Genomic DNA, 25,119 nt, shown 5'->3' with positions numbered 1-25,119 from the left:
CCTCCCGCTGACGGGCGGCTCGGTTCCAGCCCGACGCGCACCTCCCGCTGACGGGAGGCCCGGTACCAGCCCGGCGCGCGCCTCCCGGCCGACGGTGCGCAACGCGGGACGCAGGTCGCGGTCCGGCACGGGACGGGTCGTCAGCGGAGCAGCACGACGCACTGCGTCGTCCGCGGAGCCGTTGACGCGTCAGCTGTGGCGCAGTCGCCGCCGCCGGAGCCGGTTGATCCGCATCGCCCAGGTCGGCCCCTCGTAGAGGAACGCGGTGTAGCCCTGCACGAGCGTCGCACCGGCCTCGATCCGCGCCTGGACGTCCGCCTCCGACGTGACGCCGCCCACCGCGATGACGCAGAACCCCGCGGGCACGGCGGCACGGACGCGTCGCAGCACCGCGAGCGAGCGCTCCCCGAGCGGTGCGCCGGACAGCCCGCCCGCACCCATCGCCCGGACGTCGGCGTCCGGGGTGGTCAGTCCGCCGCGCTCGACGGTGGTGTTCGTCGCGATGACCCCGGCCAGGCCCAGGTCGACCGCGAGTCCGGCGATGGCGTCGATCTGCTCGTCCGTCAGGTCCGGCGCGATCTTGACGAGGACCGGGGTGCGACCGGCGGCCTCGTGTACGGCGGCGAGCAGCGGGCGGAGGTGGTCGAGTTCCTGCAGTCCGCGGAGGCCCGGCGTGTTCGGCGAGCTGACGTTCACGGCCAGGTAGTCGGCGAAGGGCGCCAGCAGGCGCGTCGACTCGAGGTAGTCCTCGACGGCGTCCTCGACCGAGACCACCCGGCTCTTCCCGATGTTCACGCCGATGACCGGGCGCCCCGGGTTCCGGCGGGCACGCTCGAGGCGTCCGGCGGCCTTGACGGCGCCGTGGTTGTTGAAGCCCATCCGGTTGATGAGCGCACGGTCGGCGATCAGTCGGAAGAGCCGCGGACGCTCGTTGCCCGGCTGGGGTCGCGCCGTGACGGTGCCGACCTCGACGTGCCCGAACCCGAGCACGCCGAGTCCGGCGATCGCGCGGGCGTCCTTGTCGAACCCGGCGGCCATCCCGAACCGGGACGGGAAGTGGATGCCCATCGTGGTGATCCCGTCCTCGGCGGACGGCCGCGCCGAGCGCTCGACGGCGCCGGCGACGACGGGCACCTTCGGCAGCCACCGGATGACGGCGAACGCGAGGTGGTGCGCCCGTTCGGGGTCCATCTTCGCGAAGACCGTGCGGAACACCACGCCGTAGCCGGCGCGGACGAGCGTCTCGACGCCGCTCACGCGCTGGCGCCGTCCGTGCTGCGGTCGGGGGCGCGGAGCTCCCGGGGGCCGGCGTGGTGGTCGATCCGCAGCTGCCCGATCGCGTCCTCGAAGTCCTCGAGCGAGTCGAACGCCTGGTACACGCTCGCGTAGCGGAGGTACGCGACCTCGTCGAGCTCGCGGAGCGGGCTGAGGATGGCCAGGCCGATGTCGTTCGCCTCGATCTGGCTCGCGCCGGAGGACCGCACGATCTCCTCCACCCGCTGCGCGAGCACCGCGAGGTCGGAGTCCGTCACCGGGCGCCCCTGGCAGGCCTTCCGTACGCCGGAGATGATCTTCTCGCGACTGAATGGTTCGAGGACGCCGTTGCGCTTGACGACGCTGAGCGACGCGGTCTCGGTCGTCGAGAACCGCCGCCCGCAGTTCGGACACTGGCGGCGGCGTCGGATGGAGGTTCCGTCGTCGCTCGTCCGGGAGTCGACGACGCGGGAGTCCGGGTGGCGGCAGAAGGGGCAGAACATGGCGCCCCCAGGCTAGCGGTTCGTGCGTTCCGACACGGCCGCACCGTGCGCCGGCAGCTGTTCCTCGGTCGAGAGCGCCACGATGTGCGGGACCACCTCGGCGAGTGCCTGCGCGGTGTACCGCACCACCTGCTGCGGCCGGAGGAAGGTGGACGCGGACAGCCCGGAGCCGAACCGTGCCTGGCCGCCGGTCGGCAGGACGTGGTTCGACCCGGCCAGGTAGTCACCGAGGCTGACGGGCGCGTGCGGCCCGACGAACACCGCGCCGGCGGCGTCGATGTCCGCGAGCACGGCGTCGTCGTCCGCGGTCTGGATCTCGAGGTGCTCCGGCCCGTACGCGTTGCTCACGGTCGCGGCGTCGGTGAGCGAGTCCACCAGGACGATCGCGGACTGCGGTCCGTCGAGCGCGGCCTGGAGGCGCGTGGCCGTCCCGAGCACCGCCGTGCGCTCCGGGATCACCGCCTCCACCGCGTCGGCGAACGCGGCCGAGGTCGTCACGAGCACGCTGCCGGCCTGCTCGTCGTGCTCCGCCTGGCTGATGAGGTCGGCGGCGACGTACCCGGGGTCCGCCGTGTCGTCGGCGATCACGAGGATCTCGGAGGCACCGGCCTCGGAGTCGATGCCGACGACGCCCCGGACGAGGCGCTTCGCGGCGGCGACGTAGTTGTTCCCCGGGCCGGTGACCAGGTCGACCGGGTCGAGACCGATCTCGGGCACGCCGTACGCCAGCGCGCCGACCGCGCCGGCGCCACCCATCGCGTAGACCTCGTCCACGCCGAGCAGTCCGGCCGCGGCGAGGATCGTCGGGTGCACGCGTCCCCCGTGGTCGCGCTGTGGCGGGGAGACGAGGGCGATGGAGTTGACGCCGGCGACCTGCGCGGGGACGACGTTCATGACGACGCTCGACGGGTAGACGGCCTTGCCGCCGGGCACGTAGAGGCCGACGCGACGCATGGGCTGCCACCGCTGGTGCACCTCGGCTCCGTCGGCGAGCGTGGTCACGGACCCGGTGGGCACCTGCGCCGCGCTGGCGGCCCGGACCCGGCGGATCGCCTCGTCGAGGGCGACCCGGAGCTCGGGCGCGAGGCCCGCGACGGCCGCGTCGATCTCGGCGGCCGGGACCCGCACGTGCTCCGGCGCTCCACCGTCGAAGCGTTCCGCCTGCTCGTGCAGCGCGGCCGCGCCGTGCTCGCGGACGGCGTCCACGAGGTCCCGGGCCGCGGCCGTGGCGCTGCTGACGTCACCGGCGGCACGCGGCATGAGACGGAGGAGTTCGGCGCGGGGCGGGAGCCCCCCGCGGAGGTCGATTCGCTGCATCATGAGGCCCCCAGCGTACCGAGCACCACCGTCGACCGGGGACGACGGGGGTGCTCGGTCGCGGTTGGTACCGGAGCCGTCAGACCAGGCAGCGCGGTCCGAGCAGGCTCTTCAACTCTCCGAACAGGTCCGGTGTCAGCGCGACCGGGAACGGCAGCTCGAACGTCCGGGCGACGTCGTCCTTGAGGAGCTTCAACCGCACCTCGGTGTCGCCCTGGTGCCGACCGAGCACGGCCGCCAGTTCGGTCACCGTCTGTGTGGTGGCCTGGCGCTCCGGCAGGGACAGCGTGAGCGGCCCGGACCCCATCGCGTCGCCGACGTTCGGCTGGAACATGCTCACGGCGTGCAGGGCCTTGCCGTCGTCGCGGACGTTGACGCGGCCGCGCAGGACCACGATCGAGTCCGGGACGAGCGACGGCCCGAACTCCTGGTACGTCTTGCCGAGGAACATCACGCCGATCTGGCCGCCGAAGTCCTCGATGTCGACGATCCCGTACGGGTTGCCGCTCGTCTTCGCCACGCGGTGCTGCACGCTCGTCAGGAGCCCGGCGACCGTGACGGTCTCGCCCTCCACCGAGTCGTCCGCTCCGAGCAGGTCGGCGATGGTGATCGACTGGTGCTTCGCGAGTTCGATCTCGAGCCCGGCGAGCGGGTGGTCCGACACGTAGAGCCCGAGCATGTCCCGCTCGAACGCCAGCTTGTCGCGCTTGGACCACTCCGGCCGCTCCGGCACCTGGGACACCGTGAGCGATGCCGGCTGCTCTTCCGCGACCTCGGCGAACAGGGAGTCGAAGTCGAACCCGACGTTGCCGTTGGCCTCGTCGCGCTTGACCTTCACCGCGGCCTCGACCGCGCCCTCGTGGATCTCGACCAGGGCACGGCGGCTGTCGCCGAACCCGTCGAACGCGCCCGCCTTGATGAGCGACTCGACCGTCCGCTTGTTCGCCGACGAGATCGGGATCTTGCGGAGGAAGTCGTGGAAGGACTCGAAGGCGCCCTTCTCGGTGCGCGCCGCGACGATGTCGTCGACGACGTTGAACCCGACGTTGCGGATGGCTCCCATGCCGAAACGGATGTCGTCCCCGACGGCGGCGAAGAACCCGATCGACTCGTTCACGTCCGGCGGCATGACCCGGATGCCCATCCGGCGGCACTCGTTCAGGTAGAGCGCGAGCTTGTCACGGGCGTCGCCGACGCTCGTCAGCAGCGCCGCCATGTACTCGGCCGGGTAGTGCGCCTTGAGGTACGCGGTCCAGAACGACACGACGCCGTACGCGGCCGAGTGCGCCTTGTTGAAGGCGTAGTCGGAGAACGGCAGCAGGATGTCCCACAACGTCCCGATCGCCGCGTCGGAGTACCCGTTGTCCTTCATGCCCTGCTGGAACCCGGCGTACTGCTTGTCCAGCTCGGACTTCTTCTTCTTGCCCATCGCGCGGCGGAGGATGTCCGCCTGGCCGAGGGAGAACCCGGCGACCTTCTGCGCGATGGCCATGACCTGCTCCTGGTAGATGATCAGGCCGTAGGTCCCGCCGAGGATCTCCGCCAGGGGCTCCTCGAGCTCGGGGTGGATCGGGGTGATCGCCTGCTCACCGTTCTTGCGCAGCGCGTAGTTCGTGTGCGAGTTCGCACCCATCGGCCCCGGTCGGTACAGGGCGATGAGCGCGGAGATGTCCTCGAAGTTGTCCGGCTTCATGAGGCGGAGGAGCCCGCGCATCGGGCCGCCGTCGAGCTGGAACACGCCGAGCGTGTCGCCGCGCTGCAGGAGCGCGTAGGCCTCGGGGTCCTCGAGGCCCATGGTCTCGAGGTCGAGGTCGATCCCGCGGTTGCTCTTGATGTTGTCGAGGGCGTCGCTGATGATCGTGAGGTTCCGGAGGCCCAGGAAGTCCATCTTGATCAGGCCGAGCGACTCCGCTGCCGGGTAGTCGAACTGCGTGACGATCTGGCCGTCCTGCTCCCGCTTCATGATCGGGATGATGTCGATCAGCGGGTCGCTCGACATGATGACGCCGGCGGCGTGCACGCCCCACTGCCGCTTCAGCCCCTCGAGCCCCAGCGCGGTGTCGAACACCGTCTTGGCCTCCGGGTCGGTCTCGACGACGGTCCGGACGTCCACGGCTTCCTTGTACCGCGGGTGGTCCTTGTCGAAGATGCCGGTGAGCGGGATGTCCTTGCCCATCACGGGCGGCGGCATCGCCTTCGTGAGCTTCTCGCCCATCCCGAAGGGGAACCCGAGCACGCGCGACGAGTCCTTGAGGGCCTGCTTCGCCTTGATCGTGCCGTACGTGACGATCTGCGCGACGCGCTCCGACCCGTACTTCTCGGTGACGTACTTGATCGCCTCACCGCGGCGCCGGTCGTCGAAGTCGACGTCGAAGTCGGGCATCGAGACGCGGTCCGGGTTGAGGAACCGCTCGAAGATGAGCCCGTGCCGGATGGGGTCGAGGTCGGTGATGCGCATCGCGTAGGCGACCATCGAGCCGGCGCCGGACCCGCGACCCGGGCCGACCCGGATGCCGTTGTTCTTCGACCAGTTGATGAAGTCGGCGACCACCAGGAAGTACCCCGGGAAGCCCATCTGGTTGATGATGCCGACCTCGTAGTCGGCACGCTCCTGGACGTCGGCCGGGATGCCGCCGGGGTAGCGGTACTGCAGCCCCTTCGTCACCTCCTTCTCGAACCAGGAGTGCTCGGTCTCCCCCTCCGGCACGGGGAACTTCGGCATGTAGTTGGCGGAGGTGTCGAACTCGACGTCGCAGCGCTCGGCGATGAGGAGCGTGTTGTCGCACGCCTCGAGGTTGTCGCGGAAGACGTGCCGCATCTGCGCCGGCGTCTTCAGGTAGAACTCGTCGGCGTCGAACTTGAAGCGGTTCGGGTCGTTGAGCGTCGACCCCGACTGCACGCAGAGCAGCGCCGCGTGCGAGGTGGCGTCGTGCGCGTGCGTGTAGTGCAGGTCGTTCGTGCCGACCAGCGGGATGTCGAGGTCCTTCGCCAGGCGGATGAGGTCGCTCATGATCCGGCGCTCGATCTCGAGTCCGTGGTCCATGACCTCGGCGAAGTAGTTCTCCTTGCCGAAGATGTCGCGGTAGTCCGCGGCGGCCTGGACGGCCTCGTCGTACTGCCCGAGCCGCAGACGCGTCTGGATCTCGCCCGATGGGCATCCCGTCGTCGCGATGATGCCCTCGTGGTGTTCCTGCAGGAGCTCGATGTCCATGCGGGGCTTGAAGTAGTACCCCTCGAGCGACGCCTTCGACGACAACCGGAACAGGTTGTGCATGCCCGTGGTGTTCTCGGCGAACATCGTCATGTGCGTGTACGAGCCGGCACCCGAGACGTCGTCACCGCCACCGTCGCCCCAGCGCACACGGGTCTTGTCCGACCGGTGGGTGCGCGGCGTGATGTAGGCCTCGGTCCCGATGATCGGCTTGACGCCGCCGGCCTTCGCGGTCTTCCAGAACTCGAACGCCCCGAACATGTTGCCGTGGTCGGTCACCGCCACGGCCGGCATGCCCTGCGCGGCGGTCTCCGCCACGAGGTCGGAGAGCCTGGCGGCACCGTCGAGCATCGAGTACTCGCTGTGCACGTGCAGGTGGACGAAGGAGTCGGAATCCGACACGGAACCTCCGGTTCGTACGGTCTGCTGCGGGGTGGGGACAGCCTAACCGCGACCGGTGACGATCCCGAGCGTGTCGCGGAGGACGCCGTGCGGTCGACCGGTTCTGCTGGTCGTGTTCCCGGTCAGGCCGCGCGGATCCGGTCGAGCGCCTGCTGCAGGTCGTCCGGGTAGGACGCCTGGAACTCCACCCACTCCCCGGTCCGCGGGTGCGCGAAGCCGAGCCGGACGGCGTCGAGCCACTGCCGGGTGAGGCCGAGCTCGCCCGCCAGCACCGGGTCGGCGCCGTACATGGTGTCGCCGACCAGCGGGTGGCGTGTCGCGGCCATGTGCACGCGGATCTGGTGGGTGCGCCCGGTCTCCAGGTGCACCTCGAGCAGGGTCGCGGACCGGAACGCCTCGAGCGTCTCGTAGTGCGTGACGCTCGGCTTGCCGTCGGCGGTGACGGCGAACTTCCAGTCGCTCGACGGGTGCCGACCGATCGGGGCGTCGATCGTGCCGGACGTCGGGTCCGGGTGGCCCTGCGCGAGCGCGTGGTACACCTTCTCGACGGTCCGCTCCTTGAACGCCCGCTTCAGGTGCGTGTAGGCGAGTTCGGTCTTCGCGACGACCATCAGGCCCGACGTGCCGACGTCGAGGCGGTGCACGATGCCCGCACGTTCGGCGGCGCCGGAGGTCGCGATCGTGAAGCCCGCGGCGGCGAGCCCACCGGGCACCGTCGGACCGTCCCAGCCCGGGGACGGATGTGCTGCCACCCCGATCGGCTTGTCGACGACGACGATGTCCTCGTCGTCGTGCACGACGGTCATGCCCGGGACGACGGCGGGGACGATGCGCGGCGGTTCCTTCGGGTGCCACTCCACCTCGAGCCACGTGTCGGCGTGCAACCGGTCGGACTTGTCGACGACGACGCCGTCGACCCGGACACTGCCGGCCGCGACGACGTCCGCAGCGAAGGACCGGCTGAAGCCGAGGAGCTTCGCGATGGCGGTGTCGACACGCTCACCGGCGAGCCCGTCGGGCACGGGCAGACTGCGGGACTCGCTCATGCTGTCCGCGTCACGTCGCGTCGTGCCCGAGGGCGTCGTGCGTGCGACCGTCGTGCCGGCTGCCGTCGGGCCGGGAGGCCCGACCCGCGTCCGGCGCGTGCCCCGCGTCCGTCGTGTCGGTGGCGTCGGCCTGTGCCGCGGCCGTCCGGCGCGCCTGCTTCTCCGACACCGACCGCGTCCCGTCGAGGTTCACCCCGAACACCACGAGCAGCACGAACACCACCATGCTGATGCAGATGAACGAGTCCGCGACGTTGTAGATCGCGGGCATCATCCACGGCGTCGAGATGAAGTCGACGACGTGCCCGCGTCCGAAGCCGGGCTCCCGGAAGAGCCGGTCGGTCAGGTTGCCGAGTGCGCCACCCAGGAGCATGCCGAGGACGAGTGCCCACCACATCGACCGGATCCGACGCGCGTACACGACGATCGCGACGACCACCGCGGCCGAGATGAGCGAGAACACCCACGTCATGTTGACCGCGAAGGAGAACGCGGCACCCGGGTTGCGGACCGAGAGGAACTGCAGGGCGTCCCCGAGCACCGGGACGACGACGCCTTCCGGCAGCTCCGCGACGACGAGAGCCTTCGTGACCTGGTCGGCGGCCAGCACCACGACAGCGGCGAAGGCCAGTGCCGCGATCGCGCGTGCACTGACCTTCGCTCGTGGGACGGGTCGGTCCAACGTCAGTTGCCGAAGCCCTGCGCCGAGGCCGGGGCCGGCGCGAAGCCGGACTGCTCGGTGCTGGCCGACGAGTCGAGCTCGGCGAGCTGGCCCTGGATGTAGCTCTTGAGCTGCGCACGGTAGTCGCGCTCGAACGTGCGGAGCTCGTCGATCTTGCCCTCGAGCTGCGTGCGCTCCTGGTCGAGGACCGCGACGCGCTGACGGTTCTGGTTCTCGGTCTCGGCGATGATCTGGCGCTGCTTCGCTTCGGCTTCGGAGACGAGGCGGGCGGCCTGCGCCTGGCCCTCGGCGATGAGGGCGTCACGCTTCTCGACACCTTCACGCACGTGCTCCTCGTGCAGACGACGAGCGAGCGTCAGGAGGTTCGTGGTGCCCTCGGTGTCCTCGTCCGGGTTGACCGTGGTGCTCGGTGCGGCGGCGGCGACCGGGGCGGGCTCCGGAGCAGCGGCGACCGGGGCCGGCTCGGGCGTCGGTGCCGGCGCGGGCTCGTCGTCCTTGGCGAGCGACGGCGCGGAGCCGGCGGACTCGAGGCGCTGGCGCAGCTCCTCGTTCTCCTGGTTCAGGCGACGCAGCTCGGCCACGATCTCGTCGAGGAAGTCGTCGACCTCGTCCTGGTCGTAGCCCTCGCGGAACTTGGTCGGCTGGAACCGCTTGTTGACTACGTCTTCCGGCGTCAAAGCCATTGCCGTCACCTCAATAGAACTGCTGAACGTGTGGAACCGGGGCCCTGCTGGCCGTCCGTGCTGAACCTACCAGCGGGACTCCCGGTGCGGATGTCCCGCCGGGGCGGGGCATCGATCCCGACCACCGTACACCGAGGGCGGGGCCGAACCGTGTCGGATCGCCGCGTGGCGCGTGTCGGACGGATCGGGATCAGACGAATCGGTAGGCCAGGGACTGGACCACGACGCGCAGGATGATGACGACGAGCATCACGATCGTCCACCCGAAGTCGAGCATCACCGGACCGAGTCGGAGCGGCGGCAGCACGCGGCGAACGGCCTTGATCGGCGGATCGGTCACCGTGTAGACGAACTCCGCGATGACGAGCAGCACGCGCTGCGGCCGCCAGCCGCGGTTGAACGACTGGACCAGGTCGAGGATGAAACGCCCCCACATGATGAAGAAGTAGAGCGTCAGGACCAGGGAGAGGATCGTGAAGATGAACACGTTTCGGCTCGCTCGTCTCGTGTGACCGGTACCGGGACGGGCCGGTCACGGGGCGGGTGGGCCTGGGTGCCGCGCGGTGTCCCGGGACCCGTCGGACCCCGGTACCGCACGGGCGGCTCAGGACTGGGCGAAGAAGTTCGCCTCGATGTCGGACTCTACCTCAGCTGGCTCGCCGCTCACTGCGATGTGCGCGGGCGACAGCAGGAAGACCTTGTTCGTGACGCGCTCGATCTTGCCGTAGAGACCGAGCGACAGGCCGCTCGCGAAGTCGATCATGCGACGGGCGTCCGTCTCGGTCATCTGCGAGAGGTTGATGATCACGGGGATGCCGTCGCGGAAGCTCTCGGCGATGGACTGGGCGTCCTTGTACTCGCGCGGGTGGACGGTGAGGATCTCGTTCATTTCCTGGACCGGGGTCGCCTTCTGTGCGGTCGTGTGCGAGCGGCGGAGCGGGGTGACCTGCGCGCCGCGCTGGGAGGTGTGCGTGGGCTTCACGGCGACGGCGGCCGGAGCCGACGCGGCCGGGGCTGCGGCCGTCGCGACCGCGGGGGCAGCGGCAGCGGGGGCGTCCTGCTGCGCCGCGGGGGTGGAGGACGGCTGGCGCGCCTGCGTCGGCGCAGCCTGCTGCTCGTCCTCGTACTCGAGTTCCTCATCGGCGAGGCCGAGGTAGACCATCGTCTTCTTCAGGGGGTTGGCCATGGTTCCTCCGGGAAGTCCGTGCTCGTTGGTGCCCTGTGTCGAGGCTAGGGCGCGTCCGGCCGTTTCCCGGTGATTGCGGTCCCGATCCGCAGGTGTGTCGCGCCCTCGGCGATCGCCTCGGCGTGGTCGCCGCTCATGCCGGCCGAGATGTCGGTCGCGGTGGGCTCGATCGCGCGGACCCGCTCGGAGACCGCCCGGAGCCGGGCGAACGCGGCGCGGGGCTCCTCGTCGAGCGGGGCGACCGCCATCACGCCGCGCAGCCGCAGGGTCCCCGTCGCCAGGACCCGTTCCGCCAGGGCGTCGACGTCCTCGGGTGCGACACCGCCGCGTCCGGGATCGTCGGTCAGGTTCACCTGGACGAAACCGTCGAGCACGCGGGGGTCCGGTTCGGCGTCCGTCGGCGCGAAGGCGTCGACGACGCTCGCCCGGTCGAGCGACTGCACGACGTCGGCGTACCGTCGCGCCTGCCGGGCCTTCTTCGACTGCAGCTGTCCGACGAAGTGCCAGGTCAGGCCGAGGTCGGCGAGCTCGGCCGCCTTCGCCTGGGCCTCCTGGTGCCGGTTCTCCCCCACGTCGGTGACGCCGAGCGCGGCGAGCTCGCGGACCAGGGACGCCGGGTGGTACTTCGTGACGACGACGAGCGTCAGCTCGTCGACCGAGCGCCCGGCGGTCCGGGCCGCCTCGGCGATGCTGCCGCGGACGGACGCGAGCCGAGCCTCCAGTCCGGTGTCGGGTGGAAGGCTCGGCTCGCTCTGGTGCCCAGCGGTCACGATGCGCTCGTGCTCACGCGGGGCCGACTCACTTCAGGAAGTCGGGGACGTCGAGTTCGTCGTCGTCGTCGAAGGCCGGGTCGGCGGCGCGCTGCGCCGGCGGCTCGTGCTCCTGCGACGCCCAGGACGGGGTCGTGTGGCCGGAGTCCTCGATGCGGTTGGACGAACCGGTGGCGACGGGCACGGTGGCACCGGCGTCCGGGTCGACGTAGCTCGAGCGGCGCTCCTGGTGTTGCTGCTGCGACGGCTCGCCGCCGTCGAAGCCGGCGGCGATGACGGTCACGCGGACCTCGTCGCCAAGGGTGTCGTCGATGACCGCACCGAAGATGATGTTCGCCTCGGGGTGGACGGCCTCCTGCACCAGGCGGGCGGCGTCGTTGATCTCGAAGATGCCGAGGTTCGAGCCACCCTGGATCGAGAGCAGCACACCGTGTGCGCCGTCGATCGAGGCCTCGAGCAGCGGCGACGCGACGGCGAGCTCGGCCGCCTTGATCGCCCGGTCCGCCCCGCGGGACGACCCGATGCCCATCAGGGCCGAGCCGGCACCCTGCATGACGCTCTTGACGTCCGCGAAGTCGAGGTTGATGAGACCCGGGGTCGTGATGAGGTCCGTGATGCCCTGGACACCGGCGAGGAGCACCTGGTCGGCCGTGGCGAACGCCTCGACCATGGAGATGCCGCGGTCGGAGATCTCGAGCAGACGGTCGTTCGGCACGACGATGAGCGTGTCGACCTCGTCCTTGAGGCTCGCGACGCCGTTCTCGGCCTGGGACTGGCGACGCTTGCCCTCGAAGCCGAACGGCTTCGTGACGACACCGATGGTGAGGGCGCCGATGGACTTCGCGATGCGGGCGACGACGGGGGCGCCACCGGTCCCGGTGCCACCACCCTCACCGGCGGTGACGAAGACCATGTCCGCACCGGCGAGGGCTTCTTCGATCTCCTCGGCGTGGTCCTCGGCGGCACGTCGGCCCACCTCGGGGTCGGCGCCGGCGCCGAGACCCCGGGTGATCTCGCGACCCACGTCGAGCTTGACGTCCGCGTCGCTCAGGAGCAGGGCCTGCGCGTCGGTGTTGATGGCGATGAACTCGACGCCGCGGAGGCCGAGTTCGATCATGCGGTTGACGGCGTTGACACCGCCGCCGCCGACACCGACCACTTTGATGACGGCGAGGTAGTTGTGGTTCGTGGTCACGTCTGTCCGGCCTCCGGTCAAAACCCTCAACCTGTGCTTGAAGTTCAGAGTTCTAGCTGCTACGAATGGTGCTGGTCCCGACGCTACGGGTGCCGTCCGCTCGGTGACGACCCGCCACGCCGCGTGTCGTCGATGCCGCCCGGCAATTGTCCGCCGCCGTCAGGACCGCGGTCGGATGATCCCGTTGTCGGGAGCCGATACGTCGAACTCGACCTCGGTGTCCGGCGACCGCTGCGCGTGGTCCGCCACGAGTGCCGCGAGCAGGTCGGCCTTCGCCGCGGACTCGTCCGGGCTCCCCCACACCACGCTGGACCCGTCACGCATGCTCAGGGTGACGTCGTCCGACGTCGAGGCGGCGATGCCCGAGACCTGCTTCCGGACGTCTGTCGGCATCGCCAGGACGACCTCCGTCATCGTCCGGAACACCATCGAGCCGAGCTTCGCCCGACCGATGTCCGCCAGTGGCATGTCGTCCGGCCGCTTCGTCGACGACTGCACGACGATCCCGGCGGGGTCGACGAGGTCGAAGCCCTTCCCGGACTGCACCGCGACCACCGGGGTCCGCTCGGTGACCGTGACCACGAGGGTGTGCGGTGGTTCCTCCTCGGTCACGTAGCGCTCGATGAGCGGGAAGCCGGCGATCCGCTCCTGCACCTCGTCCAGGTCGATCCGGGCCAGGGGTGTGCCGATCTGCCCGGACAGCGCGGCCCGGACCTCGGCGGCGTCGACGCGGTCGGTGCCCTTCACCTCGATGGTCCGGAGGGCCATGAGCGGCGAGTACACGGCGACGAGCACGGACGCGACGAGGACGACGACGACACCGCCCGCCGCGAGCCACGCCGCACGTCGGTGCCGGCTCCGCCGCGTGAAGCGCCGGACCTCGGCCCGCTCGAGCAGCCGACGGCGCTTGCGGGCGACGCGGGCCTCCCGTGCGGTCTCCGCCGCACGGACGCGCGCGCCGATCGGGGTCGTCGAGGGGACGTGCGGCGCGACGTCCGGCGCGCCGGGGCCGTCGTGTCCGAGGTGACGGTCGTCGTCGGTCCCGCCGAGCGCGGCCGACCTGCTGGCCCGGTCCGTGCCGCTGTCCGGGGTCGTGCCGCTGTCCGGGGTCGTGCCGATGTCCGGGGTCGTGCCGGCGGACGAGGCCCGGTCGGCGTCCGTCGCCACCCGGACGCGCGGACGGGAGGCCCGACCCGGTCGGGTGGTGCCCGTGTCGACCGGCCCGGTCGACCGCTCGTCCTCGGTGAGGTCCACCTCCGGCAGGTCCGGCAGGCCGGTCACGCGTCCGGCGGTGCCGTCCGCGTCGCGACCCACACCACGTTCGGCGCGCTCGTCCGCAGCCGGCGTGCGGGACGCGCGTCGGGCCTCCCGGGCGCCGTCCAACGCGGCTCGGAGACCCGCTGTCCGGGACGGACGCCGGGCTTCCCGCGCGCCGTCGGCAGGAGCGGCGGACCCGGCGTGGCGGTCGTCGAGCCCGGCGTGCTCGTCGAAGCCCTCGGGTCGCTTCACCGGCCCGCGGCCCCGGGTCCGGTCTGCAGTGCGGTGAGCACCTGCGGGATGATGCGGTAGACGTCCCCGCAGCTCAGGGTCATCACGATGTCGCCGTCCCGTGCCACGGCGGCCGCCCGTGCCGACGCCTCGGCCCAGTCCGGCAGGTAGTCCACACGGCTCTGGTCCGCGAAGCGCTCCTGCACCAGCGCGCCCGTGACACCGGGCTCCGGGTCCTCGCGGGCGCCGTACACGTCGAGGACGACGGTGTGGTCGGCGAGCTCCTCGTACACGCTGGCGAACTCCCCGGCCATCATCCGGGTGCGCGAGTACAGGTGCGGCTGGTGGATCGCGATGATCCGACCGTCGCCCACGACGTCGCGCGCGGCGCGGAGCGCCGCGGCGACCTCGGTCGGGTGGTGCGCGTAGTCGTCGTACACGGACACGCCGCGCTCGACGCCGTGCAGCTCGAAGCGACGCTCGGTGCCGCCGAACGCCTCGATGCCGCGCACCGCGTCCGCCGGGTCGACGCCGAGGCCGACGAGCACGGCGAACGCGCCGACCGCGTTCACCGCGTTGTGGCGACCGGGGACCCGGAGTGCCAGGTGGTACGAGGCGCCGCCCCAGCGGAGGTCCACGCCGACACCGGCACCCTCGTCGACGCGCTCGATCCGGACGTCGGCGTCCTCAGCCTCCCCGAAGGTGACGATCTCGGGAGCGTCCTCGCGCTCCCGGAGGCCCGCCGTGACCCGCACCGCTCCGGCGTCGTCGCTCGACACGACGACCCGCTCCCGCGCCTTCGCCGCGAACTCGACGAACGCGTCGATGAAGGCCTGCTCGCTGCCGTAGTGGTCCAGGTGGTCGGGGTCGACGTTCGTGATGAGCGCGACGGCGACGTCGTAGAGCAGGAAGGAGCCGTCGGACTCGTCCGCCTCGACGACGAACAGGTCGCTGCTGCCCGGCGCCGAACTCGTGCCGAGGGACTGGATCACACCGCCGTTCACGAAGCTCGGGTCGAGCCCGAGTTCGACGAGCGCCGTCACGACCATGCCCGTCGAGGTCGTCTTGCCGTGCGCGCCGGCGACCGCCACGAGGCGGTGCGAGGAGATCAGGGCGGCGAGGGCCTGCGAGCGGTGCAGGACCGGGAGCCCGCGGCGCTTCGCCTCGAGCAGTTCCGGGTTGTCCGGCCACAGCGCGCTCGTGACGACCACGGTGTCGGCGTCGCCCAGGTTGGCGGCGTCGTGCCCGATCCGGACGTCCGCGCCGAGTTCGCGCATCCGGCCCGTCGTCGCGGTCTCGCGGGAGTCGCTCCCCGAGACCCGGTGGCCCGCGGCCAGGAACATCCGGGCGATGCCGCTCATGCCGGACCCGCCGATGCCGACGAAGTGCACCGTGCCGAGGTCGTCCGGGATCGGCTGGGTGAGGTCCGGCTTGATGGTCATGGTTCCTCCGTGGTGCTGGTGGTGCTGGTGCCGGTCGGTCGGCCGGTGCTGCTCCCGCGACGTCCGGCCGCGGCGGCGAGCACGAGTCCCGTCATGCGGTCCGCGCCGTCGCGGTGTCCGACGCTGCCGGCGCGGACGGCCATGTCGGCGATGCCGGCACGGTCCTCCAGGACGGTCAGGAGCTGCAACGTCACCCAGTCGGGCGTGAATTCCGCGTCGTCGACCAGCAGCGCTCCCCCGGCGGCGACGACGTCCCGCGCGTTGTGCCGCTGCTCGCCGTTGCCGACCGGGTACGGCACGAGCACGCTCGGCAGGCCGACCGCCGTCAGCTCGCAGACCATGCCGGCACCGGAGCGCGAGACCACGAAGTCGGCCGCGGCGTACGCCAGGTCCATCCGGTCGCAGTACGGCAGCACGTGGTAGCCGTCCAGGTCGCTCGGCCCGATGTCGGACGCCGCGCCCACCACGTGCAGGATCTGCCAGCCGGCGCCGAGGATCGTCGCCGCGGCCCGGTGCACCGTGCGGTTGATGCTCCGGGCACCCGAGGACCCGCCGGTGACGAGCAGCACGGGACGGTCCGGGTCGAGTCCGAACTCCGCGAACCCGGCGGCACGCTCGGCACGACGGTCCAGACGCTCGATCTCCCGGCGCAGGGGCATGCCGACGACCTGCGAGTGTGGCAGCCGGGTGTTCGAGAACGTCACGCCGACGTGCGTGGTCAGCACCGCCGCCATCCGGTTCGCGAGCCCGGGCTTGGCGTTCTGCTCGTGCACGACGACGGGCGTCCCGGTGCGCTTCGCCGCCACGTACGCCGGGGCGGCCGCGTACCCGCCGACACCGAGGACCACGGCGATCTCGCGCTCGCGGATGATGCGCTCGGTCCGGCGGACGGCGGACCAGAACGCGCCCGGGAACCGGAGTGCGGCGGCGTTCGGCTTCCGCGGGAAGGGCAGCCGCGGGATCGTGACGAGCTCGTACCCGCGCATCGGCACGAGCCGGGACTCCAGGCCCTCGGCGGTGCCGAGCACCAGGACCTCGTCCTCCGGCGACCGCTGGGTCAGCCGGTCGGCCACCGCGAGCAGCGGGTTGACGTGGCCGGCGGTCCCGCCGCCGGCGAAGAGGAAGCGGCTCACCGCAGGGCTCCGTTCTGCGTCCCGGGTGCCGGGGCGGTGGTGCGTCCGGGCGCACCGCTCCGACCGGGACCGCCCGACCCGGTGCGGGCCGGCAGGTCACGGGCGAAGGACAGCACGACGCCGATCGCGACGAGGGTCATGATGAGGGCCGATCCACCGGCCGAGATGAGCGGGAGCGGGACGCCGAGCACCGGGAGCAGCCCCAGGACGACGGCGATGTTCACGAGCGCCTGCCCGATCACCCACGCCAGCACACCACCGGTGACGGTCCGCACGAACGGGTCCGGCGAGAGCCGGATGACCCGGATCATGCCGATCGCGAGCACCACGAACAGCGCGAGGACGACGACGGCGCCGATCAGGCCGAGCTCCTCGCCGACGATCGCGAAGATGTAGTCGTTGTCCGCCTCGGGCAGCCACGACCACTTCAGCTTCGAGTTGCCGAGTCCCACGCCGAACACCCCGCCGGACGCCAGCGCCCACATGCCGTGCACGGGCTGCCAGCACAGGTCCTGGGCCTGGTTCGAGTCGGTGCAGCCGGACAGCCACGCACTGATACGCGTCTGGCGTGAGCTCGAGGCCATCGTGACGACCGGCAGCATCACCGCGATCGCGACGACGCCGACCGCGAGGTGTCGCAGTCGCACCCCACCGACGAAGAGACTGCCGAAGACCAGGATCATCATGATCATCGCGGTCCCCTGGTCCCCGCCGAGGAGCACCAGGCCGATGGACACCGCGGTCGCGAGCCCGACCGGGATGAAGACCTCGCGCCAGTCGTGCAGCTTCTCGCGCTTCCGGAAGAGCACGGCGCCGATGCCGAGCACGAGCGCGAGCTTGAGGAGTTCGGACGGCTGCGCGGTGAACGCACCGAGGCCGATCCAGTTCCGGTTGCCCTGGATGTCGATGCCCATCGGGGTGAACACGAGGAGCTGCAGGACGAGCCCGGCACCGAGGATGCGCATCGCCCACCGCCGCCAGAACTCGCCGGGGAACCGGCTCACGACGAGCATGAGCGGGACGCCGATGAGCGCGTACAGGCCCTGCTTCGCGAAGGCGCCGAAGAAGCCGTGCTTGTAGCGGTACTCCTCGACGCTCGACGACGACAGCACCATCACCACGCCGAAGACGACGAGGAAGAGCGTGACGCCGAGGATCGTGTAGAACGTCGTGGACTCGGCCACGAACACGTTCTTCACCGCGACGACGGCCCCGTTCGACCGGCGACGCGCACCGTCCACCCCGGCACCCACGCGCGCGGAGGCGGCCGCGCCCGCCGCGCCGGCGCGTGCTCGGGCGCTACGGCCGTTCGTCGGAAGATCCGTCGGTGTCGCCATCGGCGTCGCCTCCCAGGTGCTCGTGGACCGCAGCCGCGAAACGCTCGCCCCGGTCTGCGTAGGAACCGAACTGGTCGAACGACGCCGCCGCCGGGGCGAGGAGGACCGTGTCGCCCGGTCGCGCGACCGAAGCGGCATGCCGGACCGCCTCGGGCATGACCTGCTCAGTGTCCGTCGCTTCCACCTGCAGCACCGGGACCGTGGGCGCGTGTCGTGCGAATGCCTCGAGCACCGGAGCCCGGTCGGTCCCGATGACGACGACGGCGCGCACCCCGGGGCCGAACCGCTCGACGAGCCCGTCGATGTCCACGCCCTTGAACAGGCCGCCCACGATCCACACGACCGGGTCGAAGGCGGACAGGGACGCCGTCGCCGCGTGCGGGTTCGTCGCCTTCGAGTCGTCGACCCAGGCGATGCCGTCCGCGGTCGCGACCGACTCGGTGCGGTGGTGGTCGGCGCGGAAGGCCTGCACGGCGGCACGGACGGCACTCGGCTGCACGGCCGCGGCACGCGCCAGGGCGGCCGCCGCGAGCACGTTCGCGGTCATGTGCGGGCTGTCCAGGCCGGCGAGCTCCAGGTCCGCGACGGTCGCGAGCTCGAGCGCGCTGTTGCGGCGGTCCTCGGTGAAGGCGCGGTCGCAGAGCACGTCGTCCACGACGCCGACGTCCCCGGGCGCGGGGACGCCGAGCGAGAACCCGACGGCGCGGCACCCCTCGACCACGTCGGCCTCCTCGACCATGTGCCGGGTGACCTCGTCCGCCGTGTTGTACACGCACGCCATCACGGTGCGCTCGTAGACCTTGGCCTTCGCGGCCCGGTAGGCCTCCGCCGACCCGTGCCACTCCAGGTGGTCGTCGGCGATGTTCAGGCACGCCGACGCGAGCGGGACCACGGCACCGGGCCCGGTGGTCGGCATGTAGTGGAGCTGGTGGCTGGAGAGCTCGACGACGAGCACGTCGAAGCCCTCCGGGTCCCGCACGACGTCGAGCACCGGCACCCCGATGTTCCCGCAGGCGACGGCACGGAGTCCCCCGGCGGCGTACATCGCCGTCGCGAGCTGCGTCGTCGTGGTCTTGCCGTTCGTGCCGGTGATCGTCACCCAGGGCGCGGCGACCGGCCCCGTCACGACCTTGTCGCGCACGCGCCAGGCGAGCTCGATGTCGCCCCACACGGTGCTGTTCGCCACAGCCCAGGCGACGGTGGGGTTGTGCGGCGGAAGCCCGGGCGACACGACGACCAGGTCCGGGGCGTGCTCGACGAGCGCCGCGGGCACGGTGTCGAGCGGCGTCTGCACGAACCGCGCCCCGATGACGTCGAGCAGCTCGACGCTGTCGGCGGGAGCGTCGGTCGAGTAGACGACGACCTCGCTGCCGAGCTCCGCGAGCGTGTCGGCGACCGAGAACCCCGTCGAGCCGAGGCCGAGCACCGCCACCCGCAGGCCCTTCCAGCCTCCGGCATACCAGCTGTCGAGACCGTTCAGGCGTTCGCTCATTGGACTCGTGCGATCCATTCCAGGTAGAACAGTCCGACCCCGGCCGCGACGCAGAGCCCCGCGATGATCCAGAACCGGACGACGACGGTCACCTCGGCCCAGCCCTTGAGCTCGAAGTGGTGGTGCAGGGGGCTCATCCGGAAGATGCGCTTGCCGTGCGTGATCTTGAAGTACGCGCGCTGCAGGATGACGGACCCGGTGACGATGAAGAACAGGCCGCCGATGAGGATGAGCAGGAGCTCGGTGCGGCTGAGGATCGCGAGCCCGGCGAGGGCACCGCCGAGGCCGAGCGACCCGGTGTCACCGAGGAAGATCTGCGCCGGCGAGGTGTTGTACCAGAGGAAGCCGATGAGGCCACCGCAGACCGCCGCCGCGACGACGGCGAGGTCGAGCGGGTCCGTCACCGTGTAGCAGGCGTGCCGGGTGCTCTCGTCGATCCGGGCACCGCCGCAGATCTGGTTCGACTGCCAGAAGCCGATGATGACGTACGAGCCGATGGCGAGGATGCTCGACCCGGTCGCGAGCCCGTCGAGCCCGTCCGCGACGTTGACGCCGTTCGAGGTCGAGACCGTGAGCAGCACGATCCAGGCCAGGAACAGGACGGTGCCGATGACCGTGCCGAGCGCCATGAAGTCGAGCCACGGGACGTCGCGGATCGCGGAGATCATCGTCGACGCCGGGGGCTTCCCGTTGCCGGTCGGGACCACGAGGGCGATCGTCGCGAAGACGACCCCGACGATGACCTGGCCGAGGACCTTGGCCCAGCCGCCGAGCCCCAGGCTGCGCTGTCGGCGCACCTTGAGGAAGTCGTCGACGAAGCCGACCACGCCGAGCCCGACCATGAGGAACAGCACGAGCAGCCCGGACAGCGTCACCGGGTCGCGCCCGGCGAGGTGCCCGATGAAGTACCCGATCACGGCCCCCAGGATGAGGACGATGCCGCCCATGGTCGCGGTGCCGCGCTTGGTGTGGTGCGACTGCGGACCGTCGTCACGGATGAACTGCCCCCACCCGAGCCGGTGGAACAGCTTGATGAACAGCGGCGTGAGCAGCAGTGTGAACACCAGCGACACGGCGCCGGCGACGAGGAGCGCGATCATTCGGGGACACCTCCGAGGCGGTCGCCGACGAACCGCAGCCCGGCCGACTTCGAGGACTTGACCAGGACGACGTCACCCGGACGCACGATCTCCTGGAGGGCACGGACGGCGTCGTCGACGTCCTCGATGAACACGGACTCGCCGTCCCACGACCCCTCGAGGGTGGCGGCCTGGTGCAGGGCCATCGCGCCGCGGCCGACGACCACGAGCTGTCCGATGCCGAGCCGCACCACGAGACGACCGATCCGGTCGTGCTCCTCGACGGAGTACTCGCCGAGTTCGGCCATCTCGCCGAGGACGGCGACGGTGCGCTCCCCCGGACGGGCGACCTGCGCGAGCGTGCGGAGCGCGGCCGCCGTGGAGTCGGGCGACGCGTTGTAGGCGTCGTTGATCACGGTGACGCCGTCCGGCCCCTGCAGGAGCTCCATGCGCCACCGCTCGGCGCGCGTCATCGACGCGAGCGCGGCGGCGCCCTCGGCCAGCGGCACGCCCCACAGGTGCGCGACGGACAGCGCCGCGGCGGCGTTCATGGCGTGGTGCTCGCCGAGGATGGCGAGACGGACGTCGACGGTCTCAGGTGCCCCGGACGGGCCTCCCGGCACGGCGTCCGCCGACTCGACGGGAGGCGCGGTGAGCGTGAACCGGGTGCCGTCGCGGTCCGTCGTGACACCACCGATGCGGTAGTCGGCACCGGCGGAGGTGCCGAAGCCGACGACGCGGGCGGCGGTGCGCCCGCGCATCCGTGCGACGCGGTCGTCGTCGACGTTGAGGAGGGCCGTGGCCGTGGCCGGCAGGTCGGTGACCATCTCCGACTTGGCGCGCTCGGTCGCCTCGATCCCGCCGAACTCGCCGGCGTGCGCGAGGCCGACCTTGAGGACGACACCGACGTCCGGCTCCGCGATGCGGACGAGCTTCGCGATGTGGCCGATGCCGCTCGCGCCCATCTCCACCACGAGGAACCGGGTGTCGGCGGTGACCCGGAGCATCGAGACCGGTGCGCCGACGTGGTTGTTGAACGAGCCCTCGGGCGCGACCGTCTCGCCGACGCGGGACAGGATCGTGCGGAGCATGTTCTTCGTGCTCGTCTTGCCGTTCGAGCCCGTGATGCCGACGACGCGCAGGGCACCGGCGGCACGGACGCGGGCGACGACCTCGTGGGCGAGGGCCGCCAGGGCGGCGTAGCCGTCGGCGACGACGATCTGCGCGGTCGGGGCGTCGTCCGGCAGGTCGACGGCGCGTTCGGTGACGACGAGCGCTGCGCCGGCGTCGGCGGCGGCCGGGACGAAGCGGTGCCCGTCGGTCTCCTCGCCGAGCAGGGCGAAGAAGACGCTGCCGGACGCGACCAGACGCGAGTCCGTCTCGACGGAACCGGTGACGGTCGTGTCGGCGGCACCGCGGACGAGCTCGCCGTCGACCGCTGCGGCGATCTCGGCGAGGGTCAGCGCGATCATCGAGCGTCCTCCGTCGGGCCGGCGTTCGGTTCCCAACCGGCTTCGCGGAGCGCGGCGCGGGCCTCGTCACGGGCCGAGTACGGCGTGCGGACGCCCTGGATGTCCCGGTAGTCCTGGTGCCCGGGGCCGGCCCAGAGGATCGAGTCGCCCTCCCCGACGAGCGCGACCGCGGCACGGATCGCCGCCTCGGGCGGGCTGACCTCGTGGATCTCGTGGTCCGGGTAGGCGGCACGGGCGGCGTCCACCAGGGTCTTCCGGATCGAGGCGGCGTCCTCGAAGCGCGGGTGGTGGTCGGTGACGACGAGGACGTCGGAGCCCTCCGCCGCGACGCGGGCCATGTCGGCGCGCTTCGTGGTGTCGCGGTCCCCGTCGGCGCCGAAGAGCATGACGACCTTGCCGGGGGTGAACTGCCGGACCGCCGCCAGGGTGTTGAGGAACGCGTCCGGGCTGTGCCCGAAGTCGACGTAGACGCTCGGACCGGTGTCGCCCGAGACGCGCTCGGTCCGGCCGGGCAGGTAGCACTCGATGGCGCTCACCACGGTGACGTCGGTCTCGTCCGGGTAGCGGCGGTGGTTCGTCTCGAGCGCCTGCGCGATCGCACCGAGCTCGAACCCGCCCTCCACGAGCATGACGATCGCCAGTGCGGCGTTCGCGGCCATGTGCCAGCCGATGAGCGGCACGCGGGTGGTGAGCTCGCGGCCCTCCGGTCCGGTCAGGCGGAACTCGGTGTAGGCCGCGTGCGCCTCGACGATGTCGACGTGCCACTCGGCCTCGACGTCCGGGTGCACCGTGATGGTCGTCACGGGGATGCGGGAGTCCTGCACGACCCGGTGGCCCCAGTCGGTGTCGAGTGAGACGACACCGCGGCGGCCGTGCTCCGGCTGGAACAGCGGCAGCTTCGCCTGGAAGTACTCCTCCATGTCGGCGTAGTCGTCGAGGTGGTCGTGGCTGAGGTTCGTGAAGGCGACGACGTCGAACACGATGCCGTCGACCCGGTGCCGGCTGAGGGCCTGGGCACTGACCTCGACGGCCACCGCGCGCACCTCGCTCTCCCGCATCCGGGCGAGGAGCGCGTGCATCTCGCTGGCCTCCGGGGTGGTGAGCCGGCTCGTCACGCTGAGCGACCCGATGTGGCGCTCGGCGGTGGAGCTCAGCCCGGTGACCAGACCGAGCTGCTTGAGGACGCCTTCGAGGATGTACGACGTGCTCGTCTTGCCGTTCGTCCCGGTGACGGCGAAGAGCTGCGGCAACTCGGCCTCGTCGGGGTTCGTGCGGTAGACCCACGCCGACACGTCGCCGAGCGCGGCCCGGGGGTCCTCGACCTCGAGCACCGGCAGCCCGGAGGCCTCGGCGATCGCGACACCGGCGGCGTCGGTGAGCACGGCGACGGCACCACGCTCGGCGGCGTCCGTGGCGAACTCGGCACCGTGGCGGTTCGCCCCGTGCACGCCGACGAACAGGTCACCGGGCTGCACCTCGGCGGCGCTCAGGGTGACGCCGGTCGTCTCGACGCCGTCGAGCGATCCGACGACGCGGAGCCCGAAGGCGTTCGCGAGTTCGGCGACCGGCCGCGGGGTCGGGTGTTCGGGCCGGAGGACCGGGGGGATCCGTGCTGACAAGTGCTCCTTCTTCCTCACCACGTGGACAGTGCGGCTACCAGGTGGACGGGTAGGTCCGCGCCTCTGTCGTGGAGGGGGCGACTCGGTACTTCTCGAGCACCTGGGACATGAGTGTGCGGAACGCCGGAGCCGCTCCGCTCGACCACTTGGTGGTCTGCGGCTTCGTGAACGTCACCGTGACAACATACTGGGGGTCCTCGGCGGGTGCCATTCCGGCCACCGAGATCACGCGCTCCGCGCCGTAGCCCTTCGCGCCGTCCGCGACCTCGGCCGTGCCGGTCTTCGCGGCGATGTTGTAGCCGGAGATCGGCTTCATGCCGACGAGTGTGCCGCCGGTGACGACGCTCTGCAGCATGTCGACCGTCTGCGACGCCGCCTGCTCGGAGACGACCCGCTTCTCCTGCACGTCGGGCGCGTCGATCGTCCTGCCGTCCGCGGTCTCGCAGCCCTTCACCATGTGGAGCGGGATCCGGACGCCGTCGTTGGCGAGGGTCTGGTAGACGCTCGACACCTGCATGGCGGTCGTGACGATGCCCTGTCCGAACATGGAGTTGATGTCGGTCTGCTGGTCCCACTGCGGGCTCGCGCCGTAGTCCATCGTCGGCTGGCCCGGGTAGTCGATGGCGGGCTCGGGCTCGAAGAGGCCGAAGTCGCGCATGACGTCGTACCGCTGCTGGGTCGACAGCTTCGCGCCGAGGTCGGTGATCCCGACGTTCGAGGAGTCGCGGAGGATGCCGGTGAGCGTCAGGTTCTCGGTCGGGTGGAACTCGGAGTCGTGGATGGTGCCACCCCACGGGAACGTCCTGGAGTACGGCACCACGGCCTGCGTCGTCGGGGTCGCGAGCCCCTTGTCGATGAGCGCGGCGGCGATCGCGGCCTTGATCGTGGAGCCGGGCTCGTAGGCCGCGGTGAGGGCGCGCGAGCCGTACGCACCGGGGTCGGTCGTCGCGTCGACGTCGTTCGGGTCGACCGTCGGGTAGTCCGCGACGGCGAGCACCTCGCCCGTCTTCGCGTTGACGACGGTGGCGGTCGCCGACTCCGCCTTGAGCTGCTGCGCGGCGTCGGCGATGTCCTGTGACGCCATGTACTGCAGGTCGCTGTCGATGGTGGTGACGAGCGTGCCGCCGTCCTTGGCCCGCTTCTTCGTCACGGTGCTGCCCGGGAGCTGCACCCCGTCCTCGCCGCGCTCGTACGTCTCGGAGCCGTTCGTGCCGGCGAGGCACTTCTGGTACGCGAGCTCGAGGCCGGCCTGGGCGCCGTCCGTCCCCATGAAGCCGGTGATGTTGCCCGTCGCCGCGGCGGTCGGGTACGTGCGCGAAGCCTGCTGCTCCTTGTACACCCAGGGGATGCCGAGCGCGGTGACCGCCTCGTAGTGCTTCACGTCGATGCCCTTGACCAGGTAGGCGAAGTCCGACTTCGGGTCGGCCGCGATGGCCGCCTGCATCTCGGCGACGTCGCCGCCCGACGCCTGCGCGACGGCGGCGAGTGCCTGCTCGACGGTGACGTCCTTGACGCGGCTGCCGCCGAGCTTCCCCTCGAACCCCTTGACCAACCGGGGCGAGGTCGTGATGTTGTACCGGACGACGCTCTCGGCGAGTGCGGTGCCGTCACGGTCGACGATCGAGCCCCGCGTGCCGTACAGGGTCACGGGGATGCTGCGCTTCGACTCGGCGGCCTTCGTGAGTTCCGCGGCCTGCACGACCTGGATGTCGACGAGGCGGACCACGAACACCGCCACGAGCGCGATGACGGCGAGCATCACGACGCTGTAGCGGAGGCGGCGGGAGCGGAGGGTCTTCGTCACGAGC

General features: G+C 71.3%; 20 protein-coding genes. All 20 read right to left on the bottom strand.

Translation table 11 applies throughout. The annotated features are described in order from the left end of the window. Nucleotides 1-189 precede the first annotated feature (189 nt). Complete coding sequence (locus DEJ34_RS06435; RefSeq protein WP_284180721.1) at nucleotides 190-1,191, bottom strand: quinone-dependent dihydroorotate dehydrogenase; 1,002 nt, start codon at nucleotides 1,189-1,191, stop codon at nucleotides 190-192. A gap of 62 nt (nucleotides 1,192-1,253) precedes the next feature. Further along, complete coding sequence (nrdR, locus tag DEJ34_RS06430; RefSeq protein WP_110825286.1) at nucleotides 1,254-1,757, bottom strand: transcriptional regulator NrdR; 504 nt, start codon at nucleotides 1,755-1,757, stop codon at nucleotides 1,254-1,256. 12 nt (nucleotides 1,758-1,769) lie between these two features. After that, nucleotides 1,770-3,077, bottom strand: a complete 1,308-nt coding sequence (gene hisD, locus DEJ34_RS06425; RefSeq protein WP_110899949.1) for a histidinol dehydrogenase — start codon at nucleotides 3,075-3,077, stop codon at nucleotides 1,770-1,772. Nucleotides 3,078-3,153: 76 nt separating this feature from the next. Then, nucleotides 3,154-6,636, bottom strand: a complete 3,483-nt coding sequence (dnaE, locus tag DEJ34_RS06420) for a DNA polymerase III subunit alpha (protein ID WP_502864376.1) — start codon at nucleotides 6,634-6,636, stop codon at nucleotides 3,154-3,156. 173 nt (nucleotides 6,637-6,809) lie between these two features. Next, nucleotides 6,810-7,733, bottom strand: coding sequence for an RluA family pseudouridine synthase (locus tag DEJ34_RS06415; protein WP_110910933.1), 924 nt, complete (start codon nucleotides 7,731-7,733; stop codon nucleotides 6,810-6,812). A 10-nt stretch (nucleotides 7,734-7,743) separates the two neighbouring features. After that, nucleotides 7,744-8,415, bottom strand: coding sequence for a signal peptidase II (gene lspA / locus DEJ34_RS06410; protein WP_181422207.1), 672 nt, complete (start codon nucleotides 8,413-8,415; stop codon nucleotides 7,744-7,746). A 2-nt stretch (nucleotides 8,416-8,417) separates the two neighbouring features. Then, nucleotides 8,418-9,098 carry a DivIVA domain-containing protein gene (locus DEJ34_RS06405; protein WP_110825281.1) on the bottom strand — a complete coding sequence of 227 codons (681 nt, stop codon included), beginning with the start codon at nucleotides 9,096-9,098 and terminating at the stop codon, nucleotides 8,418-8,420. Nucleotides 9,099-9,288: 190 nt separating this feature from the next. After that, entirely contained in the window at nucleotides 9,289-9,585 is a 297-nt protein-coding gene (locus DEJ34_RS06400; RefSeq protein WP_110825280.1) for a YggT family protein, read from the bottom strand. Nucleotides 9,586-9,702: 117 nt separating this feature from the next. After that, nucleotides 9,703-10,284, bottom strand: coding sequence for a cell division protein SepF (locus DEJ34_RS06395; RefSeq protein WP_110889614.1), 582 nt, complete (start codon nucleotides 10,282-10,284; stop codon nucleotides 9,703-9,705). Between the two features lie 44 nt (nucleotides 10,285-10,328). Then, entirely contained in the window at nucleotides 10,329-11,054 is a 726-nt protein-coding gene (locus DEJ34_RS06390; RefSeq protein ID WP_110910935.1) for a YggS family pyridoxal phosphate-dependent enzyme, read from the bottom strand. A gap of 28 nt (nucleotides 11,055-11,082) precedes the next feature. After that, complete coding sequence (gene ftsZ / locus DEJ34_RS06385; protein WP_110825277.1) at nucleotides 11,083-12,249, bottom strand: cell division protein FtsZ; 1,167 nt, start codon at nucleotides 12,247-12,249, stop codon at nucleotides 11,083-11,085. Nucleotides 12,250-12,408: 159 nt separating this feature from the next. Then, complete coding sequence (locus DEJ34_RS06380; RefSeq protein ID WP_110910936.1) at nucleotides 12,409-13,758, bottom strand: cell division protein FtsQ/DivIB; 1,350 nt, start codon at nucleotides 13,756-13,758, stop codon at nucleotides 12,409-12,411. After that, on the bottom strand, nucleotides 13,755-15,179 hold the full coding sequence (murC, locus tag DEJ34_RS06375) for a UDP-N-acetylmuramate--L-alanine ligase (RefSeq protein ID WP_110899946.1): 1,425 nt from the start codon (nucleotides 15,177-15,179) through the stop codon (nucleotides 13,755-13,757). Before murC ends, DEJ34_RS06380 begins: the two co-directional genes overlap by 4 nt. Next, nucleotides 15,176-16,312: an undecaprenyldiphospho-muramoylpentapeptide beta-N-acetylglucosaminyltransferase gene (gene murG / locus DEJ34_RS06370; protein WP_110825274.1), complete on the bottom strand. Its 1,137-nt coding sequence runs from the start codon at nucleotides 16,310-16,312 to the stop codon at nucleotides 15,176-15,178. Before murG ends, murC begins: the two co-directional genes overlap by 4 nt. Then, entirely contained in the window at nucleotides 16,309-17,649 is a 1,341-nt protein-coding gene (gene ftsW, locus DEJ34_RS06365; RefSeq protein WP_110899945.1) for a putative lipid II flippase FtsW, read from the bottom strand. Before ftsW ends, murG begins: the two co-directional genes overlap by 4 nt. Then, nucleotides 17,612-19,141, bottom strand: coding sequence for a UDP-N-acetylmuramoyl-L-alanine--D-glutamate ligase (gene murD / locus DEJ34_RS06360; RefSeq protein WP_110899944.1), 1,530 nt, complete (start codon nucleotides 19,139-19,141; stop codon nucleotides 17,612-17,614). The genes ftsW and murD overlap by 38 nt, the downstream gene beginning before the upstream one ends. Next, nucleotides 19,138-20,241, bottom strand: a complete 1,104-nt coding sequence (gene mraY, locus DEJ34_RS06355) for a phospho-N-acetylmuramoyl-pentapeptide-transferase (RefSeq protein ID WP_110910937.1) — start codon at nucleotides 20,239-20,241, stop codon at nucleotides 19,138-19,140. The genes murD and mraY overlap by 4 nt, the downstream gene beginning before the upstream one ends. Continuing rightward, nucleotides 20,238-21,692, bottom strand: coding sequence for a UDP-N-acetylmuramoyl-tripeptide--D-alanyl-D-alanine ligase (locus tag DEJ34_RS06350; protein ID WP_110910938.1), 1,455 nt, complete (start codon nucleotides 21,690-21,692; stop codon nucleotides 20,238-20,240). The genes mraY and DEJ34_RS06350 overlap by 4 nt, the downstream gene beginning before the upstream one ends. Then, a complete protein-coding gene (locus DEJ34_RS06345) occupies nucleotides 21,689-23,311 on the bottom strand; it encodes a Mur ligase family protein (protein ID WP_110910939.1) in 1,623 nt (540 codons plus the stop codon). The genes DEJ34_RS06350 and DEJ34_RS06345 overlap by 4 nt, the downstream gene beginning before the upstream one ends. Nucleotides 23,312-23,345: 34 nt before the next feature. Further along, complete coding sequence (locus tag DEJ34_RS06340) at nucleotides 23,346-25,115, bottom strand: peptidoglycan D,D-transpeptidase FtsI family protein (protein WP_110825269.1); 1,770 nt, start codon at nucleotides 25,113-25,115, stop codon at nucleotides 23,346-23,348. Nucleotides 25,116-25,119 lie beyond the last annotated feature (4 nt).

Source organism: Curtobacterium sp. MCPF17_050 (assembly GCF_003224435.2).
GTDB lineage: Bacteria > Actinomycetota > Actinomycetes > Actinomycetales > Microbacteriaceae > Curtobacterium.
The sequence above is the reverse complement of the archived record's forward strand: the minus strand, read 5'-3'. Positions and strand labels throughout refer to the sequence as shown.

Coding starts and splice junctions, on each gene's coding strand:
- DEJ34_RS06395 (WP_110889614.1), bottom strand. CDS start 10,284: ATGGCCAACCCCCTGAAGAAGACGATGGTCTACCTCGGCCTCGCCGAT.
- ftsW (WP_110899945.1), bottom strand. CDS start 17,649: ATGGCGACACCGACGGATCTTCCGACGAACGGCCGTAGCGCCCGAGCA.
- DEJ34_RS06350 (WP_110910938.1), bottom strand. CDS start 21,692: ATGATCGCGCTGACCCTCGCCGAGATCGCCGCAGCGGTCGACGGCGAG.
- dnaE (WP_502864376.1), bottom strand. CDS start 6,636: ATGCTCGACGGTGCCGCCAGGCTCTCCGACCTCGTGGCGGAGACCGCC.
- murD (WP_110899944.1), bottom strand. CDS start 19,141: ATGAGCGAACGCCTGAACGGTCTCGACAGCTGGTATGCCGGAGGCTGG.
- DEJ34_RS06435 (WP_284180721.1), bottom strand. CDS start 1,191: ATGGACCCCGAACGGGCGCACCACCTCGCGTTCGCCGTCATCCGGTGG.
- murC (WP_110899946.1), bottom strand. CDS start 15,179: ATGACCATCAAGCCGGACCTCACCCAGCCGATCCCGGACGACCTCGGC.
- DEJ34_RS06415 (WP_110910933.1), bottom strand. CDS start 7,733: ATGAGCGAGTCCCGCAGTCTGCCCGTGCCCGACGGGCTCGCCGGTGAG.
- DEJ34_RS06405 (WP_110825281.1), bottom strand. CDS start 9,098: ATGGCTTTGACGCCGGAAGACGTAGTCAACAAGCGGTTCCAGCCGACC.
- hisD (WP_110899949.1), bottom strand. CDS start 3,077: ATGATGCAGCGAATCGACCTCCGCGGGGGGCTCCCGCCCCGCGCCGAA.
- mraY (WP_110910937.1), bottom strand. CDS start 20,241: ATGATCGCGCTCCTCGTCGCCGGCGCCGTGTCGCTGGTGTTCACACTG.
- nrdR (WP_110825286.1), bottom strand. CDS start 1,757: ATGTTCTGCCCCTTCTGCCGCCACCCGGACTCCCGCGTCGTCGACTCC.